Annotated in this window: 15 protein-coding genes; 3 read left to right on the forward strand and 12 right to left on the reverse strand. The window is 58.1% G+C overall.

Annotated elements, in window-relative coordinates:
• Positions 1–103: 103 nt before the first annotated feature.
• From parC to folK, 12 genes are all read right to left on the reverse strand, one after another.
• A complete protein-coding gene (gene parC / locus KI792_07020; GenBank protein ID MBV6632767.1) occupies positions 104–2,314 on the reverse strand; it encodes a DNA topoisomerase IV subunit A in 2,211 nt (736 codons plus the stop codon).
• A 47-nt stretch (positions 2,315–2,361) separates the two neighbouring features.
• On the reverse strand, positions 2,362–3,114 hold the full coding sequence (gene recO, locus KI792_07025; protein ID MBV6632768.1) for a DNA repair protein RecO: 753 nt from the start codon (positions 3,112–3,114) through the stop codon (positions 2,362–2,364).
• Between the two features lie 27 nt (positions 3,115–3,141).
• The gene (locus KI792_07030; GenBank protein MBV6632769.1) at positions 3,142–4,332 is read right to left on the reverse strand and encodes an MFS transporter; all 1,191 of its coding nucleotides are present in this window, start codon (positions 4,330–4,332) and stop codon (positions 3,142–3,144) included.
• A 23-nt stretch (positions 4,333–4,355) separates the two neighbouring features.
• A complete protein-coding gene (gene era / locus KI792_07035; GenBank protein ID MBV6632770.1) occupies positions 4,356–5,261 on the reverse strand; it encodes a GTPase Era in 906 nt (301 codons plus the stop codon).
• Positions 5,258–5,962: a ribonuclease III gene (rnc, locus tag KI792_07040; GenBank protein MBV6632771.1), complete on the reverse strand. Its 705-nt coding sequence runs from the start codon at positions 5,960–5,962 to the stop codon at positions 5,258–5,260. The genes era and rnc overlap by 4 nt, the downstream gene beginning before the upstream one ends.
• Positions 5,959–6,768 carry a signal peptidase I gene (gene lepB / locus KI792_07045; protein ID MBV6632772.1) on the reverse strand — a complete coding sequence of 270 codons (810 nt, stop codon included), beginning with the start codon at positions 6,766–6,768 and terminating at the stop codon, positions 5,959–5,961. Before lepB ends, rnc begins: the two co-directional genes overlap by 4 nt.
• A gap of 145 nt (positions 6,769–6,913) precedes the next feature.
• Positions 6,914–7,333 (reverse strand): holo-ACP synthase, encoded by a 420-nt coding sequence (gene acpS, locus KI792_07050; GenBank protein ID MBV6632773.1) that lies wholly within the window; start codon positions 7,331–7,333, stop codon positions 6,914–6,916.
• Positions 7,330–8,088 carry a pyridoxine 5'-phosphate synthase gene (locus KI792_07055; protein MBV6632774.1) on the reverse strand — a complete coding sequence of 253 codons (759 nt, stop codon included), beginning with the start codon at positions 8,086–8,088 and terminating at the stop codon, positions 7,330–7,332. Before KI792_07055 ends, acpS begins: the two co-directional genes overlap by 4 nt.
• 69 nt (positions 8,089–8,157) lie before the next feature.
• Positions 8,158–8,724 carry a DUF2062 domain-containing protein gene (locus tag KI792_07060; protein ID MBV6632775.1) on the reverse strand — a complete coding sequence of 189 codons (567 nt, stop codon included), beginning with the start codon at positions 8,722–8,724 and terminating at the stop codon, positions 8,158–8,160.
• A 336-nt stretch (positions 8,725–9,060) separates the two neighbouring features.
• The gene (locus KI792_07065) at positions 9,061–11,229 is read right to left on the reverse strand and encodes a bifunctional (p)ppGpp synthetase/guanosine-3',5'-bis(diphosphate) 3'-pyrophosphohydrolase (GenBank protein MBV6632776.1); all 2,169 of its coding nucleotides are present in this window, start codon (positions 11,227–11,229) and stop codon (positions 9,061–9,063) included.
• A 54-nt stretch (positions 11,230–11,283) separates the two neighbouring features.
• Positions 11,284–11,679 carry a DNA-directed RNA polymerase subunit omega gene (rpoZ, locus tag KI792_07070; protein MBV6632777.1) on the reverse strand — a complete coding sequence of 132 codons (396 nt, stop codon included), beginning with the start codon at positions 11,677–11,679 and terminating at the stop codon, positions 11,284–11,286.
• 118 nt (positions 11,680–11,797) lie between these two features.
• Positions 11,798–12,295, reverse strand: coding sequence for a 2-amino-4-hydroxy-6-hydroxymethyldihydropteridine diphosphokinase (gene folK, locus KI792_07075; protein MBV6632778.1), 498 nt, complete (start codon positions 12,293–12,295; stop codon positions 11,798–11,800).
• Between the two features lie 171 nt (positions 12,296–12,466).
• Here folK and KI792_07080 point away from each other — a divergent pair, with 171 nt between their 5' ends.
• The 3 genes from KI792_07080 (at position 12,467) to KI792_07090 (ending at position 16,609) form a co-directional block, all read left to right on the forward strand.
• Positions 12,467–13,066 carry an NYN domain-containing protein gene (locus KI792_07080; GenBank protein MBV6632779.1) on the forward strand — a complete coding sequence of 200 codons (600 nt, stop codon included), beginning with the start codon at positions 12,467–12,469 and terminating at the stop codon, positions 13,064–13,066.
• Between the two features lie 34 nt (positions 13,067–13,100).
• Positions 13,101–13,745: a uracil-DNA glycosylase gene (locus tag KI792_07085; protein ID MBV6632780.1), complete on the forward strand. Its 645-nt coding sequence runs from the start codon at positions 13,101–13,103 to the stop codon at positions 13,743–13,745.
• Positions 13,746–13,870: 125 nt separating this feature from the next.
• A complete protein-coding gene (locus KI792_07090) occupies positions 13,871–16,609 on the forward strand; it encodes a hypothetical protein (protein MBV6632781.1) in 2,739 nt (912 codons plus the stop codon).
• Position 16,610 lies beyond the last annotated feature (1 nt).

Below are 16,610 nucleotides of genomic sequence, written 5' to 3' on the forward strand. Positions count from 1 at the left end.
TCAATCTCATTTCTATCGGCGTTAAACGCCAGTTGTTCGTTGGCCCATTGGAGTAACCGCAGGGCCGATCATGTGCAACAGGCTTTGCAGCCCAGAAGCAGGTTTAAGAAAACTTGTTAGAACGCGGGAAGCCCGTCGGCACCATGCGCCCGGCCTGTGCCCGCTTACCAATCCAGGTGCGGAAGTCAGGTTCGGTGCGGATACCATCGCCCCGCTTCCATTGCAGGCCCTCTTCAGCCTTCATTGTCGCGATGTCCGATAGCTGGCCATCCTTGTACCGCTGGAGGATTACCCCCCTGCCCTTGGCAAGCTCTGGCAGCTCATCCAATGCGAAGATCAGTAACTTCCGGTTGGTGCCAACCACGGCGACGTGATCCGCGCCCTCATCAATCGGCAGACAGATGGCAGCCTCGGTTGCGCCCGAAACATTCATGACCTGCTTACCGGTCTTGGTTTGGGCCAGCACATCCTTCTCAGCAACCCGGAAGCCACGACCGTCTGAAGCGGCCAGAATCAAATGACGCTCAGGATCATGGGGACGCATGGCGACGATATCGGCATCATTCGGCAGATCGACAATCAGCCTGATCGGCTCACCATAGCCGCGGCCGGGTGGCAGCTTATCGACGCCAACCGTGTAGAACCGGCCATTGGTGCCAAAGATGACAAGCCGGTCCGTCGTCTCCGCATGAATTGCGAAGCGCGCACGGTCCCCCTCCTTAAAGCGGAGGTCATTGGCATTTGCGATATGCCCCTTCACCGCGCGGATCCAGCCCTTGTTGGAACAGACCACCGTCACCGGCTCCCGCTCCACCATGGCTTCAACAGGTACCTCATCAAATACTGGGGCAGAACCAATCACCGTCCGGCGCGCACCCAGCTCGGTATCCGTGCCAAACTCCTTCTGCAACGCTTTGATTTGTTTAGAGATAACGGTCCAGCGGCGATTCGGCTTTTCTAAGAGATCGGATAGGTCCGCCTGCTCTTCACTCAGCGCATCATGCTCTTTCCGGATCTCCATTTCCTCAAGCTTACGCAACGCACGAAGGCGCATATTGAGGATGGCCTCAGCCTGCACATCAGTCAGATCGAAGGTTGCGATCAACGACGCTTTGGCATCGTCCTCTTCCCGGATGATGCGGATCACCTCATCGAGGTTGAGATAGGCAATCAGGTAACCGCCCAATACCTCTAGGCGATGGGCGATCTTATCCAACCGGTGCCGGGTCCGGCGGATCAAAACCTCATGACGGTGATCGAGGTAGTTGAGCAGCACTTCACGCAGGCTCATCACCCGCGGTACACGCCCATCCTCAAGCACATTCATGTTGAGCGAGTACCGGTTCTCTAGGTCGGTGTGCCGGTACAAGCTCTCCATCAACATCTCAGCTTCGACATTGCGAGAGCGTGGGACGATGACGATGCGCACATCTTCCGCCGACTCATCACGGATATCGTCGAGCAGCGGCAGCTTCCGCTCATTTAACAAATCGGCGATCCGCTCAATCAGCTTGGCCTTCTGAACCTGATACGGGATCTCAGTGATGACGATCTGGTACTGACCCTGGCCGAGGGCCTCTTTCTCCCATTTCGCGCGGAGCCGGAAACCACCCCGGCCCGTCTCATAGGCGTGAAGAATATTCTCTGGATCCTCAACCAGCGTGCCGCCGGTCGGGAAATCAGGGCCAGGGATCAGCTGTTGCAGGGTCGCTGTATCAGTGTTGCGGCTCTTAATCAGGGCCAGCAGGCCGTCACACAGCTCAGCAACATTGAAGGGCGGGATGTTCGTTGCCATCCCCACCGCGATACCCGAGGCGCCATTGGCCAACAGGTTCGGGAAGGCGGCAGGCAGGACAATCGGCTCTTTGCCCTCACCGTCATAGGTCTCACGGAAATCGACGGCATCTTCATCAATGCCTTCGAGCATCAACTCAGCAACGCGGGTTAGGCGCGCTTCGGTGTACCGCATGGCGGCTGCGTTATCGCCGTCGATATTGCCGAAGTTGCCCTGACCATCGACCAGCGGGTAACGCTGGGCAAAGTCCTGGGCCAGGCGAACCATGGCCTCATAAACGGCGCTATCACCATGGGGGTGATACTTACCGATCACGTCACCAACGACGCGGGCAGATTTCTTGGGTGAGGTCTTCGGCCCAAGCTGCAGCTGGCTCATCGCGAAAAGCAGGCGCCGATGCACCGGCTTCATGCCATCGCGCACATCCGGCAGCGATCGCGAGGTGATGGTGGAGAGCGCATAGGCGAGATACTTCTCACTCAATAGATCGCCAAAGGCACGCTCGATCACATTATCCATGGGCGGGCAGTCACTTAACTTCGGAACAGGACGCCCAGACGGCACATTTAGTCGTCAGGCGCGTCGACCGTACCAGATGTGCCAGCAAATCTGGAATAGCTATCTTGGAAGCGAATGCGTGCTACGGGCAATGGCCTGTTAGTAACATCGAACACATGCTTCTGAAGGAAGTGTGCGGTCAGGCGTAACCCCTCAACCACCCGCTCTGGTGAGGCATCACCTTGGCCGATCAGGAAGCCGGGCAGCGGCAGCAGTCGCTCTTTATATGGCCCCGCACCCTCCGCTGAGACGGCACGGCCGGATTTTGGGCTTACAAAACAGAGGTTTTCGGTTGAGCCCGTCGCCGCGCATTTCGTTAGATCAAGGCCGAAGCCGAGGCTCTCAAGCAGCTTGGTTTCCCATTTGATCAGGACGGGCGCCCAGAACTCGCCATCGAAGGTGTTCAGCAACGCCTCGGTCGCGAAGAACACATCCTCATGCGGTTCACGTTCCGGCAGCGCTTCCTGGGCGAGTGAACAAACCGCCTGCAACCCGGCAAGGCGAAGTGGTTCATCAAGCAATTCAGCTGCAAATTGCCGTGTCGATTCGAGTTGCCAATTGCCCAAATGGTCGGCCAAACGCGCCTGCCAATGGGCCTGAACCATGGTGCCGGGCTCGCTTAACCCCCGGCGACGACTGGACTGGGCGCCATGCAACATCCCGGCAAAGCGTCCCTGTTCCTGGCATAGAACATGGATAACGGCCCCACTCTCCCCATGGGGGCGTGCCGCTAGGACAATGCCGCGATCGCTCCACTCAATCATTGGGGCACCCAAGCACGACGTTCATTACCCGCTACTCTCCGCCAACTCCGCCGCCACCGGTTGTTTGCCAAAAGGGGCGAGCGACAGAAGGAAACAAGCGCCAAAGAGGATCGCGATCAAATAGAACATTGAGGGGGCAGAGATGAACTGCACCACCGCACCGGCGCTCCACGGCCCAACAAGTCCACCGGCGGTATAGGCAATCACCATTAGGGAATGGGCCGCTGGCAAATGCCGCCGCGCAATCCCATGGCCAATCAGCGTAATGGTCAGGGTGTAGATGCTCATCGCCATCCCGCCGAACAGGAAGCACAGTAAAAGGGCGAGCACCAAGTTACTGCCCACCATCGGCAGCAGCGCTGCCATCCCACCGCCAACGAGCAGAAGGATGGCCATGACAGGCCGCGGCGAGAAACGGTCAGACGCCCAGCCAACCGCGTATTGGAGAACAATGCCACCAAAGGCGAAGGCCGTGATCATATTGGCGGCAAAGGCAGCACCGAAGCCCATCTCAAGGCTATAGACCGGGGTCATCGCGTAGATGATGTTTTCAGCCAACCCACCGGCGAGTGAGTAGATCACGACGACCGGCATCAGCTTAATCATCGCAAAGGCACCGACGGCCTTCTTTGGTGCGTCACTCTTCTGCTCTTCATTCAAATCGGGGGCGCCGCGCCGGAAGATGAAGATAAAGATCGCGGCAAGACCATAAGCCATGCCCGCCACCCAAAACGGTCCATCCCCTTCAGGGCCCAACAGCACCATAAGCTGCGGACCTAGCGCCATACCCAGCCCCCAGATACCGGCATAGATCGCCATAAAGCGCCCACGGTGCCCTGCCTTAACAACGGCATTCAACCACGCCTCCCCCATGATCCAGGGCACGGTGTTCACGGCACCCACGGCAAAGATGAGGACGAACCAGGCAATAAGCCCCTCAGCCTGGGTCATGGAGAGGTAGATCAGTGATGAGGCGATAAGGGCGCCAATAAAGACAGGCAGCAAACCAAAGCGTTGTTGAAACGCTGGTACCTTGTCGGCAACGAGTAAGATGGCGACAGAGGCCATGGCCGCCACGGCACCAATCATGATTGGTGCCTCGCCAGCGATCTCAAGCCGGATCGCAATGGCGGGAAATGCCAGGCCAAATGACAGCCCCATGATGAACATGGTGGTGAAAAGGCCGGTCAGGCTGCGCAGCTCTGTGTGGCTCATGGCAAGGTCTGGCGAACCGAGTTCTAGACGTTAAATGGCAGGCCAATTGCGCGGTAATGGTCCGGGTCATCGGCCCAATTCTCCTGCACCTTGGCATGGAGAAATAGGTGCACTTCCTGATCCAGCAACTCTGAAATTTGCTGTCGGGCGGCCTCACCGACGGATTTGATCATCTGGCCACCCTTACCGATCACCATGGCCTTATGATTGGCCCGCTGAACATAGATCACCTGGCCAATACGAACTGAGCCATCCTCTTTCTCTTCCCAACTCTCCGTCTCGACCGCCAAGCCATAGGGCAGCTCCTGATGGAGTTTTAGGAACAGCGCCTCACGGGTCAGTTCAGCCGCCAGAATGCGCGCGGCCTGATCGGTCAACGTATCCTTTGGGAAGTGCCACGGCCCCAGCGGCACCGATGCCTCCAGATATTGGCGAAGCCGTTCCATCCCCTCATTGCGTGGGGCTGAGATCATGAAGGTCTCATTGATTGGCGCCAGCTCATTGATCTGGGCGGAGAGCGGCAACAGCTGTTCCGGCTTAATCAAATCAGTCTTGGTCAGGACCAAATCGACCCGGCGATTATCGCGAGCCAGGGACTCTGCAATACTCTTCGCACTGTCATCTAACCCACGCTTTGCATCGACCAACCACAGAGTGACATCCGCATCCGCCGCCCCCTGCCAGGCCGTCGCAACCATTGCCCGGTCAAGGCGGCGCTTTGGCTGGAAGATGCCCGGCGTGTCGATATAGATCAGCTGGCTAGCCCCCTCACTCGCCACACCTAGAAGGCGGGTGCGCGTGGTTTGCACCTTGGGCGTCACAATGGCCAGCTTGGTGCCGACCAACGCATTCAGCAGCGTAGACTTACCGGCATTGGGCGCCCCGATAAGGGCCACGAAGCCGCAACGTGTTTCAGCTTGTTCCGTCATGACGACTGTTCAATTTCTTTCAGCATGGCGCCAGCGGCGGCTTGCTCAGCTTTCTGCTTTGATGGGCCGGTGGCCGATACTGGCGCCTGGCCTTTCACCGTTACCTCAATGGTAAAGACCGGGGCGTGATCAGGCCCCTGCCGGTCAGCCAATCGGTACTGCGGCAATGGTTGCCCCTTGCTCTGCATCAGCTCTTGCAGCTCAGTCTTTGCATCTTGTGGGGGTTGTTCTGCGGCCAGCACCTGATCCCGCCAGTAACGCGTGATGAACTGACGTGCGGCCTCTAATCCGCCATCTAGATATAGGGCAGCAATCACGGCCTCACAGGCATCGGACAGGATCGCCTGGTTGACCACGACCCCATCATTCACTTCACCCGGGGTGGCCTGAATGTGGTGGCCAAGATCGATACCTGCGGCCACCTCGGCCAGGGTTTCCCGGCGCACCAGCATTGAATGCCGCTTGGCGATATCACCTTCCCGCTCCGTTGGGAACGCCTCAAGCAATAGCTCTGCGACTACCAGGCCGAGGACGCGGTCGCCCAGAAACTCAAGCCGTTCATAGGCCTGCTCAGCGGTCACCGCACCCGTCCCGATAATGCTCGGATGGGTCAGGGCCTGGGTTAGGATTGTTGGGTCATTGAATGTGTGGCCAAGGACGTTTGTCAGATCCGTATCGGCCTGCGGGGTGGCGCCGGTCATTCCGGCTCACGATACAGGCTGGCGAAGGTTCGGCTGCCACGCATAACTTGGCCCCAGCGCCAGACTTGCCACCATGGTTCACCCGGTTTCACCGAGTAGAAGACCCGATCAGCGCGGCCGACAATGTTCTCAACTGGTACGTAGCCAACATCGTTGAACGCCCGGCTATCCTGCGACCCGTCACGGTTATCACCCATCATGAAATAGTGCCCTGCCGGCACGGTATAGGGCACCGTGTTGTCGAGCGGGGCGTTGTCGCTATTCTCAAAAATCTGGAACTTATGCCCGTCAGGGAGCTCCTGATTATAGAGCTTACGGGTGTAGCGGATGCCGCTGATGAAATTGACCACCTCACCCTTAAAGTCACGTTCGACAAGCTCGTCATTCACGTAGAGCATGCCGCCGCTCATATCGACCACATCACCGGGAAGGCCGACGATCCGTTTGATGTAATCCGTGGAATCATCACGGGGCAGCTTGAAGACGACGATGTCCCCCCGCTGTGGGTCTGAGCCAAAGATGCGCCCCTCAAAGGGCATCTTCACGAACGGGATTGAGTACGGGCCGTAGCCATAGGCGAATTTGGAGACAAACAGCGTGTCGCCAACCAACAGCGTTGGCTCCATTGAGCTGGATGGAATACTGAATGGCTCATAGACAAAGCTGCGGATCAGGAACGCGATGAAGAACGCGCTCAAAAAGATTTTGAGCACCTCGCCAAAGCCGCCTTCAGTCTTTGGTTTTGACTGCGGCGCGGCACCGCCACCTGGTTTTAGAAAATGATCGGTCAACGCAACGCGTCCCATACCCCATTACGGCCCGCGCAACGCCTACCAATGGCGTAATCACCAGTCCGAAAAACTGCCAAAGGGTTAGGCTCTCGCATCGCAAAAGTCCAGGGCTGAGGCGGCTTTAAGCTTCTTCGCCGCATCATCATTGCGCGAGTATGGGTTATTGCGCGAGGCCGGGTGAACCAATCGGCAATGCCTCAATGATCACCAGCGCCTGGGCATAGGGTGGCTCATCCGTGATCGTGAGGTGAATAACCGCCTCATGCCCCTCCGGTGTGATCTTCTCAAGCCGGACACCAGCGCCGTTGGTAAGTGCCATGGTTGGCTTACCGGACGGTAGGTTGATCACGCCTAGATCCTTCATGAAAACGCCGGCCCGAAAACCGGTACCAAGCGCCTTCGAGCAGGCCTCCTTGGCCGCGAACCGTTTGGCATAGGTTGGCACGGTCAAGCGTCTGCGTTCCGCCTTGGCAATCTCCAACGGCGTGAAGACACGGTTGATGAACCGCTGACCAAACCGATCAATGGTCTTCTCAATCCGCCGGATATCGATGATGTCGCTGCCGATTCCGATGATCATGTGGCGACCTGCAGAACCTCACGCCGCGCCGCATCCATGAGTGAGCGCATGCGTTGGATCGCTGGCTGAAGGCCGGTGAACACCGCCTCCCCCACCAGGAAATGGCCGATATTAAGCTCAACCACCTCTGGGATTTTGGCGACTAGGCCAACATTCTCAAATGTGAGGCCATGACCTGCATGGCATTCCATACCAGTACCCTTGGTGCTTGCCGCCGCTTTGATCAGCCGTGCCAGCTCAAGGTTCCGCTGTGCTTCATCATGAAATGCCCCCGCATAGGCGCCGGTATGCAGCTCAATAGCGCCAGCGCCGACCCGTGCGGATGCCTCAACCTGCGCTGGCTCTGGATCGATAAACAATGAAACCCGGATACCAGCCATGGATAGCGGCACGATGAATTCCTTCAGGCGCTGCTCGTCTGCCAGGACGTTTAAGCCCCCCTCGGTTGTCACCTCTTCCCGCCGCTCCGGTACGATGCAGACAGCCCGTGGGAGGTTATCGGCGGCGATGGCCCGCATCTCATCTGTGGCCGCGATCTCTAGATTCACCGGCACATCAACCTCTTGGATGATGGCTGGCACATCGGCATCGCGGATATGGCGCCGGTCCTCACGCAGGTGGATGGTGATGCCATCAGCGCCAGCGGCTACAGCGGCGGATGCCGCACGAACCGGCTCTGGGTGATTGCCACCACGGGCATTTCGAATGGTCGCCACGTGGTCAATATTGACGCCAAGACGCAATGGTTCAGTCATCGGTTCATTCCAGCGTTAAATGATTAGCCTTAAGGGGAGATAGCGCGAGGATCAGGCGAATGCCAGGGGCTATTCGGCGGCACCAGGTGCTTGAATGGCATCCGATGCCTTTGCCGCCGCGGCTTCATGCTTTGCCTCTTCCCGTGCTGCGCGACGGGCGAGGAAGCGCGCCTTCAATTCAGCCGGGCGACGCTCACGATATTGGGCGACGGCAAAGCGGACGATCACAAAGGCAATCATCGCAAAGATAGGTCCGACCACCATGCTGCCAAGCAGCCAAGGCAGGGTGATATCCCCCAAATTGGTCATCAGGGTTTCCGCACTCATATTGGTGAGCGCATCACCAAACCCGCTGGTGGCATCACCGGCGAACAACCCACCACGGCCAAGCATGAACAGGCCCATATGGTAGGAACATCCCCACATCAGCGGGAAGGTCAGCGGGTTGCCAACCAGCGTGCCAAGCGCGGCGGCAATCACACTGCCCCTAAGCGGGAACGCAATAATCGCGGCAATAACGAAGTGAAGACCGATAAGCGGCGTAAAGGACATGGCCACGCCGCAAGCAAATCCGGTGGCCACGGCGTAAGGGGATGCAGCCAAGCGCAGGACGCGATAGCGCAGATACTTAACCACACGCCGCCATCCAGCCTCAGGCCAGAATAACTCTCTTGTTTGTGACAGCCATCCCCGTGGCTTTCGTCGCTGAAACATCAACCCGATTTAACAACTTGCCGCATCAAGCCCAACCAACCGGATGTCAGTCAGGCTCACAAAAAAACGGACCCAATCCCAAGAGTACCAAAGCCCAGTTAACCAGGCCTTTGTGTTCAATATAGGGCTGATCCGCGTCCCCAATAGCCCCTTTACCCTTACGTTATAGCAAATGAACGCAAGATTGGGCGGAAGGTTTTGTTGCAGTTGCAGATTGGTCTTATGCGAAAAGCGGCAAGAAACGGCGCGCAGATTGGTCTAACGGCCCTGCGCGCGGTCCACCGCATTGATTACAGGCGTCGCCCGAAGGGCCGCGATAATGTTGGTCAAATGGCGCAAATCTTTGACCTGCACATCGATCAACATCTCCCAGAAATCTAGGGACCGGTTGGTCACCTTGAGGTTGAGGATGTTGCCCTCATTCTTACCGATCACGGTTGAGAGCGTGCCAAGGCTACCTGGCTCATTCGCCAGGGTAATGCTGAGGCGGCCCGTATGCTCTTCCGGTGCTTCTGGCCCAACATCCCAGGCAACATCGATCCAACGCTCTGGCGTCTCGGCGAAACTCTCTAGCGTGTCGCAATCGATGGTGTGGATCGTCACGCCCTTACCCGAGGTAACAATGCCGACAATTCGGTCACCCGGCAGCGGGTGGCAACAACGGGCAAAGTGCAAGGCCAAGCCTGGGATCAAGCCACGAATTGGCACCGGGTGATCGCTCTTCCGGCGCCGCTGTTGGCGCGCCTTGGCGATTGGCACCACATTCTCTTCTGGCTTTGGCTTGTCTTCCTGCTGGGCACTGCGATGGCCCGGGAAGATCGTTGAGAACACCTCACGGCTGGTCAGGTTGCCCATACCAACGGCAGCATAGAGATCATCATTCTCATCAAAGCGCATTTGCTTGAGAACGTTGGTCACCGCCTTCTCAGTGAACTCATACCCCTCTTGGCGGAACACCTTCTGCACCATCGCCTTGCCGAGTGATGCGTACTCTTCCCGCTGTTGAGAGCGGACGAAGCGACGGATACGGGCCCGGGCCTTACCGGTGACGACGAAGCGTTCCCAAGTCGGTGATGGCGTTTGCTTTTTCGAGGTCTGGATCTCAACCTGATCGCCATTGTTCAACGTGGTGTCGAGTGGGACCAGACGGCCATTTACCTTGGCCCCGACACAGGTGTCACCGATGTCAGAGTGGACCGCATAGGCGAAGTCGACGGTGGTCGAACCGCTAGGCAGCGCGATCACATCACCGCGCGGCGAGAAACAGAAGACCTGATCCTGGTAGAGGTCGAGCTTGGTATGCTCGAGGAACTCTTCCGGCCGTTGGGCGTTATCAAGGATGTCGAGGAAGTCGCGCAGCCATTTCAGCTTTGGCGCGTCCTCACCTGGTGCGCCCTGCTTGTACGCCCAGTGGGCGGCAACGCCGAGTTCGGCGCTCTCATGCATATCCTTGGTGCGGATTTGAATTTCAATCCGCTGCCGCTCTGGGCCGATAACCGTGGTGTGCAGGCTGCGATAACCGTTCGGTTTTGGCGTTGAGATGTAATCTTTGAACCTACCGGGGACGAGCGGATAGGCACCGTGGATGATGCCCAAAACCTGATAACAGGTACCGATATCGGGCGCCAAAATCCGAAACGCCATGATGTCAGAGAGCTGTTCAAAAGCCACATTCTGGCGCTGCATCTTCCGCCAGATCGAATATGGCGTTTTCTCACGGCCATAGATTTCGACGTCGATCTCGTCCGCGTTAATTGTGTCTTTGAGCTCTGTGACGATGCGATCGACGAGGCTACTACCTTCCTTACGAAGGTATTCAAGCCGGGTCAGGATACTGTCGCGCGCCTCTGGAACCAGTTGGGAGAAGGATAGGTCTTCCAACTCCTCCTTCATTTTGGCAACGCCAATACGCTCCGCTAGCGGTGCGTAGATTTCCAGGGTCTCACGGGCGATCCGGCGGCGCTTCTCCTCCTTCGGGATGAAGTGGATGGTGCGCATGTTGTGCAGGCGGTCGGCCAGTTTGACCAATAACACCCGGATATCCTCGGACATGGCGAGGACAAGCTTGCGGAAATTCTCAGCCTGTTTGGATTGGTCAGAGTTCAGCTTTATCTGGCTAAGCTTGGTAACCCCCTCAACCAGGTTGGCCACCTCCTGACCGAAGAGGGTGACGATCTCCTCTTCCGTCGCATCGGTGTCTTCCACCGTGTCATGCAACAGCGCGGTGATGATTGAGGCACCATCCAAGCGCAGGCTGGTTAGGATGCCCGCCACTTCCAGCGGGTGGGTGAAGTATGGGTCACCCGAGGCGCGGGTTTGCGACCCGTGCGCCTTCATCGAGAAGACATAAGCGCGGTTTAGCGCGTCTTCATCCACATGGGGGTCGTAGGCTTTTACGCGCTCGACAAGCTCATACTGGCGGATCATCCGCGCCCCCGGTCAGTTCCGGTAGGCCACAGGCTTTGCATTTGCAGCTGTGTCTTACTTGTCTTCAATCGCATCCTGGTCGTCTTCGAACCGATAGGCGCCCATGGCCGGTTGAATGGCAGCAGTTGAGATACCGGTAGGCTCTTGGCCTTCCTCAACACCTTCTTCTGGTTGCGCTGCCTCAAGCAGAACCTCGGCGGCTGGTGCCATTGGCTCTGGCTCGGCGGTGACACGCTGATGGCTGGTGATCAGGGCTTCACGAAGCGCCTCATGCTCCAACTTGTCTTCAGCGATCTCACGCAGGGCGACCACTGGGTTTTTGTCGTTGTCACGCTCGATATGCAGTGGGGTGCCACCACCGATTTCACGTGCACGCTGGGAGGCCAGCATGACGAGATCAAAACGGTTTGGAACCTTCTCGACGCAATCTTCAACGGTAACGCGTGCCATGTCTTACAAATCCTCAGCCTAAAAGCAGTCGCGGAAGCCCTATAAATAGGCGCCGCAGATGAATTTTGCACCTGCGAGATGCACGCGGTTCAAACCGCGAACACAGAAACTCTCAATATCAGGATAGGGGCACCGTATCGCCCGGCGCCGCAGGGGGCAAGGCCTGAAGCAGCATGGCTGCTGTTTTTCCAAGGCGGGGGTGCTGCCAATTGGGATCAATATCGCTAATCGGCTGCAGAACAAACCGTCGTTCATGCAGCCTTGGATGCGGCAGGATAAGGCCCGGCCCTTCCTGAATCTCGGCATCAAAAGCGAGCAAATCCAGATCAACGATGCGCGCGGCATTCACCACCGTCCGCTGACGACCCAGCTGTTGTTCAATCCCATGCAGGGTCGCCAGCAAGGAGTCTGATGTCCCCTCAAACGAGACTTCAACCACACCGTTCACAAAATTGGGCTGATCGCTAACCGGAACCGGATGGGTTTCATACCAATTGGACCGTCGCAGGATCTTGATGCCGGCCTGCCCCATCGCGGTACAGGCGGCCTCAATGACCGCCAGCGGTGGGCCAATATCCGGGTGGGGCAAATTACTGCCAAGCGCCACCAGTTTCATAAGCGTCGATATCCAAAATGTGATGAGGTCCTAACAACTTAAAGGACCATATCCAGATCATCAGGGAGCCTGACCGGTTACGCTTGCCGTTCCGGCTTACCCCCTGCTATCACCCGACATAGCCAGACGGCAACCGGCTGGCTTAACCCTATTTCTATAAAGGCATTTTTAATGATCATTTATAAACAAGAGCGCCTGGCGATGTTTATCGACGGCGCCAATCTTTACCACGCCGCGAAGAACCTCGATTTCGACATCGATTACAAATCACTGCTTCGCTGGGCGACCCAGCGTGGCCGGTTAATCCGCGCCTATTACTATACCGCGATTGATGAGGATCAGGAGTACTCCCCCCTCAAGCCACTGGTCGATTGGCTCGATTACAATGGCTACACCATGGTCACCAAGCGACCGAAAGAGTTCACGGATAGCGCCGGCCGCCGCAAAACCCGCGGCAACATGGATGTGGAACTGGCCGTCGATGTGATGGAGCTCGCGCCCCATCTAGATCATGTCATGCTGTTCTCTGGTGATGGTGACTTTGCCCCGCTTGTCGATGCCATTCAGCGCAAAGGCCTCCGGGTGACTGTGATCAGCACCACCCGCACCAACCCGCCCATGGTTGCGGATGAGCTTCGCCGCAAAGCCGACAACTTCTTTGACCTCTCGGATCTGGTTGAGGAGTTTGCCCGCGCAGATCGTGATGAACCACGCCGTCCCCGCCGCCGCCAGGATGAGGACGATGACTATGATGATGAGGATGACTACTAATCGGTCCGACCACTTACCGATTTAGCGTTGCCCCATGACCTTCATCCCTGCCCCACCGAGCGATTGCTCAGACTGCCCGCGCCTGTCCCAGTTCCTAGCCGACACGCGGGTTAAGCTGCCCGATTATCATAACGCGCCGGTGCCATCATTTGGCCCAACGGATGCAGAGTTGCTGATCGTAGGCCTCGCACCCGGCATGCATGGGGCCAATCAAACCGGACGTCCATTCACCGGCGATTATGCCGGTGACCTGCTCTACGCCACCCTCGGTAAGTTCGGGTTTGCCACGGGCACTTATGCCAAGCGTCCGGATGATGGCCTTCAGCTTACCGGTTGCCGGGTCACCAATGCGGTTCGTTGTGTGCCACCGCAGAACAAGCCAGAAACCAAAGAGATTGCCACCTGTCGGCCCTATCTGACTGGTGAGCTCGACCTACTGCCCAATCTGAAGGCGGTGCTGACCCTTGGGCTGATCGCCCATAAATCAACACTTGCCGCCATTGGCCTAAAGCAGAGCTATGTCCCCTTCACCCATGGCGGGAAGCATGAGGTGGGCAAGCCTTGGAAGCTGTTCGGCAGCTATCACTGCTCACGCTACAACACCAATACAGGACGTCTGACGACCGAGATGTTCGAGGCAGTGTTTCAGGGCATTCGCACCCATTTAGACCAAGCATAAATCGGCTTTATCCACACCGAATCGGGGTTATCCCCTGACGCGACTCGTATTTCGACTCGCCAGTCTGAATGCGCATATCTAGTGTTTATCTGATTATTGAGCACTAGATATGGTTAATTCGGGCGATGCAGATCCATCGATACTATGCCCTGTCCGGGCTTTCGGCACCGACCATGCGGTCGGTCGAGATCGACGCACCGGTATGGGACGATGCGGCGGGACACGGCGCCCCAACCCATGTCTCAGTTCCGGCGGACTGGCCCGATGAAGCGGCGCGCAACTTTGCCCGTGTAGCTTGCTATCCTGCCCGCCTCCCCCGTCACTTAAAGCCAATTGGCGCCACCAATGTGCCAGAGCCACTGTGGCGGCGCGGCGTCGATAAGCAGGCCTCAAAAGCAGCCGCAAGGCAGGACCGGTTTCAGTATGAGAATGATACGGTGGCGGTGGCGGACCGTGTTTCCAACAGCCTCGCCTATTGGGGCTGGCGCCTCGGTTACTTTGACAGCGCGGGCGATGCCGAAACATTCCGCGATGAGCTATCAGCCCTTATCCTAAGCCGCCGCATAATCCCCGGCGCAAAGATGTGGGCGCGAATGGGCCTGCATTGGGCCTATGGGATCAACGAGGCGCCATCGCTTGGTGCGGGCCGTGACGGCTTCTCCCTCTCTGCTGACCAACAGCAGATCGACCGGATTACCAGCCTGGTTGAACGCCCCGATCTCTCTGACCTGAAGCCATCGGGCATTTCCCATGATCACGATGCCTTGGATGAGTTAGGCAACCGCGATTGGTTGGCCGCCACCCATGCTGTGGGGGCTGGTAAGCTATCCCGTGCCGCAAAGGCGCTTATGGACAGCCTATCTGGCGAGCCATCGGTCAACAGCATCGTTGAAGCCTTCTCCAAACCAGAGATTGCCAAGGCGGTGGCAGAAGCCCGTGATTCGGGCCTCACTGATCCCCTAATCATGCGGGCCGTGCAGCTGTATCTCGACGGTAGGCTGGATCGCTTTGGCGCCTGGATCGCCTCAATGACCGGCGTGGAGCCGGATGCCCCGGCACCTCTAACCATTGGCATCGGTGATGACGCGTTAGAGCGCGCCCTGCTGGTTGAGGCCGAGGGTCCAGCCATGACCACCGGCAGTGACGCCGATGCGCGTGGCCTGATGGACGCGCTTGAATGGCATGCCTGGACCAGTGGTCAGGCCAATGTGCGTTTTGAGGATACCGCCGAAGCCTGGCGCAATGGCGATTGCACCGATAGCGAGGCGCCGCGCCCACTGCTGACGGTGATGCCGGGCGCCTTCCTGCTTGATCCGGATAGCAGCGACGACACCATTGATTTTGACCTGCCTGGCTACGTCCACACCTGCCGATTAGCGGTCATTGCCTTGGACATTGCCGTTAGCCTACAGCACCACCCACTTGAAGCTGATGCCATCGCAACCCGTGATGGCCGGGCCATCGCACTGAATATCGGTCCCCTGGCCCCGATGCTTGAGCATCTAGAGCTGGATGTGGAAGACAGCGCGGCGCAGTCGCTCTGTGCTGGTATCGCCAGTGTGACCAGCGCGCTTGCCACCGGCTGTTCCGCCGAACTGGCCCAGAATTTGGGCGCCTGTCCTGCTGGCAGCACGGCCGAACCACGTATGCTCGCCGTATTGGAGAACCGGGCATTGGCAGCTGCCGGCCAAACCACCGGCTACCTAAACCTCGATATCCAACCACTGCCGTTTCAGATGCTGGATTGCCCACTGCCCAGCTTGGCAGAAGCGGTCGGCACCGCCTGGATTGATGCTCTCGCCATGGCCACCGATTGCGGGCAACGCAACCTCTCAACCGTCACCATGGTCGATATGGGTGAGATGACTGCAATGGCTGAAGGACGCCACGCCCTGGCCCTTGCCGGTGATGAGACCAGTGCCCTAGCCCAGATTGAGATGATGGCGGCCTGCCAGCCCTATCTCTCCATGCCGATTGATCAGACCATCGACCTACCCTTCGACACCGACCTGTCCAGCACCGGTGATTTGATCCTGAAGGGCTGGCGCCGTGGGCTATGGACCATGCGCTGCTATCGTGAGGCTGGCCCTGCCGGGCAGCCGTGGCGCCTGCCATTCGATATGCCGGAAGTGGCCGCAAACACGCCGCAAGCGGCCAACGCGAACGATGTTGACCAACGTCGCCGATCAATGCCCGGGCGCCGCAAGGGCTATACCCAGAAGGCCACCGTCGGTGGGCATAAGGTCTACCTTCGCACGGGTGAGTATGAGGATGGGCGTCTCGGCGAAATCTTCATCGATATGCATAAGGAGGGCGCAGCCTTCCGCTCACTGATGAATAACTTCGCCATCGCGGTGTCCATTGGCCTGCAATATGGCGTGCCGCTGGAAGAGTTTGTCGAGGCGTTCACCTTCACCCGGTTTGAGCCTGCCGGCCCGGTCGATGGGAATGAGGCTGTAAAGATGGCCACCTCTGTTCTCGACTACATGTTCCGTGAACTGGCGATCTCGTATCTTGGCCGGGATGACCTGGCCCATGCGCGCCCCGATGATATGCGCCATGACAGCCTGGGCACAGGCGATAGCCAGGGTGATCTCCCCCAGGCACCGGCAGCCGGTGAAATGCTGAAGCGTCTGGCCTCACGCGGTTATATGCGTGACCCGCTATATGCGCTGGATCGTGATGGCAATGCCGCCAAGCCGCAAAACGCCCGTGCGGCACAAGCCATGGCCATGGGGTTCTTGGGTGAGCCCTGCCCGAATTGCGGCAGCCTTACCCTGATGCCAGGCGAGGATGGCGCCTCCTGCCGCACCTGCAACTATGTGGTTGATCAGAGCCGCAGTGATGCCGGCGCCCTACTCTAGG

The sequence above is a fragment of the Alphaproteobacteria bacterium SS10 genome, from assembly GCA_019192455.1.
Classification (GTDB): domain Bacteria; phylum Pseudomonadota; class Alphaproteobacteria; order TMED2; family TMED2; genus TMED2.